The organism is Actinosynnema sp. NPDC023658 (genome assembly GCF_040639995.1).
Taxonomy (GTDB): domain Bacteria; phylum Actinomycetota; class Actinomycetes; order Mycobacteriales; family Pseudonocardiaceae; genus Actinosynnema.
Map to the genome: position 1 here is coordinate 1 of NZ_JBFAAX010000864.1, position 2,328 is coordinate 2,328.

Consider the following 2,328-nt stretch of genomic DNA (forward strand, 5'->3'; position numbering starts at 1 on the left):
GGCGGGCCGCACCAGCACGGTCTGCCCGCCGACGATCCGCTTGAGCGAGGCCGGCGTGCCGTGCGCGATCACGCGACCGTGGTCGATGACCGAGATCTCGTCGGCCAGCGCGTCGGCCTCCTCCAGGTACTGCGTGGTCAGCAGCACGGTCGCGCCGTCGGAGACCAGCGTGCGCACCACGTTCCAGATGTCGTCCCGCTTGGCCGGGTCCAGCCCGGTGGTCGGCTCGTCCAGGTAGATCACGTCGGGTCGACCGACCAGGCTGGCGGCCAGGTCGAGCCGACGGCGCATGCCGCCGGAGTACGTCTTGACCTGCCGCCCGCCCGCGTCGGTGAGCTCGAAGTCGCGCAGCAGCTCGGCGGCCCGCGCCTTGGCCTGCGAGGTGCGCAGGTTGAGCAGCTGCCCGATGAGCACGAGGTTCTGCACGCCGGTCAGGTCTTCGTCCACCGACGCGTACTGCCCGGTCAGCCCGATCAACCCGCGCACCCGCGCCGCGTCCGACACCACGTCCAGCCCGCCGACGGCGGCACGTCCGGCGTCCGGTCGCAGCAGCGTGGCCAGGATGCGCACCGCGGTCGTCTTGCCCGCGCCGTTCGGCCCGAGCACCCCCAGCACCGTGCCCGGACGGGCGGCGAGGTCGACACCGGCCAGCGCGGTCGTCTTGCCGTACCGCTTGACCAGGCCTTCCGCCTCGAAGGCGTATTCCATGTCCGTTCCCTTCCCCTGTCGTTCGGGGCGACTGTCCGGGATGGACGTGTCATCGGGCGTGCAGGCACGTGTCAAGACGCGTGTCAACGCCCGCGCGGACGACATCCCCGGTCGTTCACAGGCGTTCCGGGCGTTCCGCCGTCGTCCACATGCATCGACAGGACCGTTCAGCGTTCCGCTTACCGAAGCGGAACGCGGTCATTCGGTGCTACCCGCACCGCCGCTGGGTCATCCTGGTCCCTCTCGGTACCCCGGTCGGCGGTGCCCCGTTCCGGGGACCGATCTTGTCGGAGGCGTCCACCCGCTGCTGATCTTGCCGAGACCCCGACTTCACCGCAGGAGGACATCCCCCATGACCGTTGCCCACGACGATCCCCACGTCGCGAGGCTCTTCGAACGCATGGCACAGCTGGTCTGCGACGGCGTCGGTGACCCGCTCGACCTGCACGAACACCTGGTCGAACTGGCCGTGGCGAACTCGCCGGACGTCGCCCGGTACTGGAAGCAGGTCGGGGTGGGCGTCGGCGTCCCGGACGTCGCCTACAAGGACGGAGGTCCGCACCTGTTCCCGGACGCGCCGGCGGTCCGGGTGTTCCGCACCAGCGGAACGACCGGGAGCGTCCGCGGCTCCGTGCGCTACTCCACGCTCGGGCTGGAGCTCAAGCGCCTGGCCGTCGAGGCCAACGCCCGGCGCCACCTGCTGCCCGACGGCGGTGTGCGACCCGTGGTGCTGCCGTTCGCGCCGTCCGAGGAGAGCGCCCCGGAGATGGCGATCGCGTTCGACATGGCGCGGATCGCGGAGTCGTGCGGCGACCCCGCGCTCAGCGCCGCCGTCGTGGGAGCGGACGGGGTGGACTTCGACCTGCTCGCCGGACGCCTGGACGCCGCCGTGGCGGAAGGGCTGCCGGTCGTGCTCGTGGGGGCGACCTTCGCGTTCGTCAACATCTGCGACGCGTTGGAAGCGCAGGGCCGAAGATGGGAGTTGCCGCCCGGATCGCGGATGTACGACGGGGGCGGGTTCAAGGGCCGCTCGCGGATCATGCGCGTCGACGACCTGCGCGACGCGGTCCGCCGCGTCTTCGGCATCGAGCGCCACGGCAACATCTTCGGCATGACCGAGCTGGCCAACATGCTCTACGACGCCTCGGACACCCCGGTCGGCCCGCTCGGTGAACGACCCAAGGGCAGCCACCTCGCGGGTGGCCCCAAGGTCCGCGACCCGCACACGCGCGAACACCTCGCGCAGGGCCGGGGCCTGCTGGAGATCACCGACCTGTCCGTGCTGGACCGCCCGCACGTGCTGCTCACCGGCGACCTCGGCATCGCCGGGCCGGAGGGCGTGGCGATCGCGGGTCGGATCGCGGGCAGCGCCAGCCGCGGCTGCTCGCTGACGCTGGACGAGATGACCGGAGGTGCCGCGTGAGCGTGTCGTGGATGCCGGAGTGGCTGGTCGCGGACGGCGTGCCGTTCACCCTCAAGTCGGGCCCGCACGAGTGGCGCGGCGTCCGGCCCGCCGACTGGACCGCGGTCGGTGAGGGCCTGCGGACGGCGCACGAGGACCTGCGTCGACTGCCCGTGCGACGGATCGTCGAGGCCCTGGACGCGGTGGCGGACCTGTGG

Annotated in this window: 2 protein-coding genes and 1 pseudogene; 2 read left to right on the forward strand and 1 reads right to left on the reverse strand. The window is 72.0% G+C overall.

Annotated elements, in window-relative coordinates; all coding sequences use genetic code 11:
- Positions 1-708, reverse strand: a 708-nt coding sequence (locus AB0G02_RS35705) for an ATP-binding cassette domain-containing protein (RefSeq protein WP_360803520.1), incomplete at its 3' end; no start/stop codon positions are given.
- 352 nt (positions 709-1,060) lie between these two features.
- On the opposite strand from AB0G02_RS35705, the gene AB0G02_RS35710 reads away from it, so the two are divergent.
- On the forward strand, positions 1,061-2,131 hold the full coding sequence (locus AB0G02_RS35710; RefSeq protein ID WP_360803523.1) for an acyl-CoA reductase: 1,071 nt from the start codon (positions 1,061-1,063) through the stop codon (positions 2,129-2,131).
- Positions 2,128-2,328 (forward strand): annotated as a pseudogene (locus tag AB0G02_RS35715) (acyl-CoA reductase); the annotation flags it as partial. The gene AB0G02_RS35710 and the pseudogene AB0G02_RS35715, both read left to right, overlap by 4 nt.

Coding starts and splice junctions, on each gene's coding strand:
- AB0G02_RS35710 (WP_360803523.1), top strand. CDS start 1,061: ATGACCGTTGCCCACGACGATCCCCACGTCGCGAGGCTCTTCGAACGC.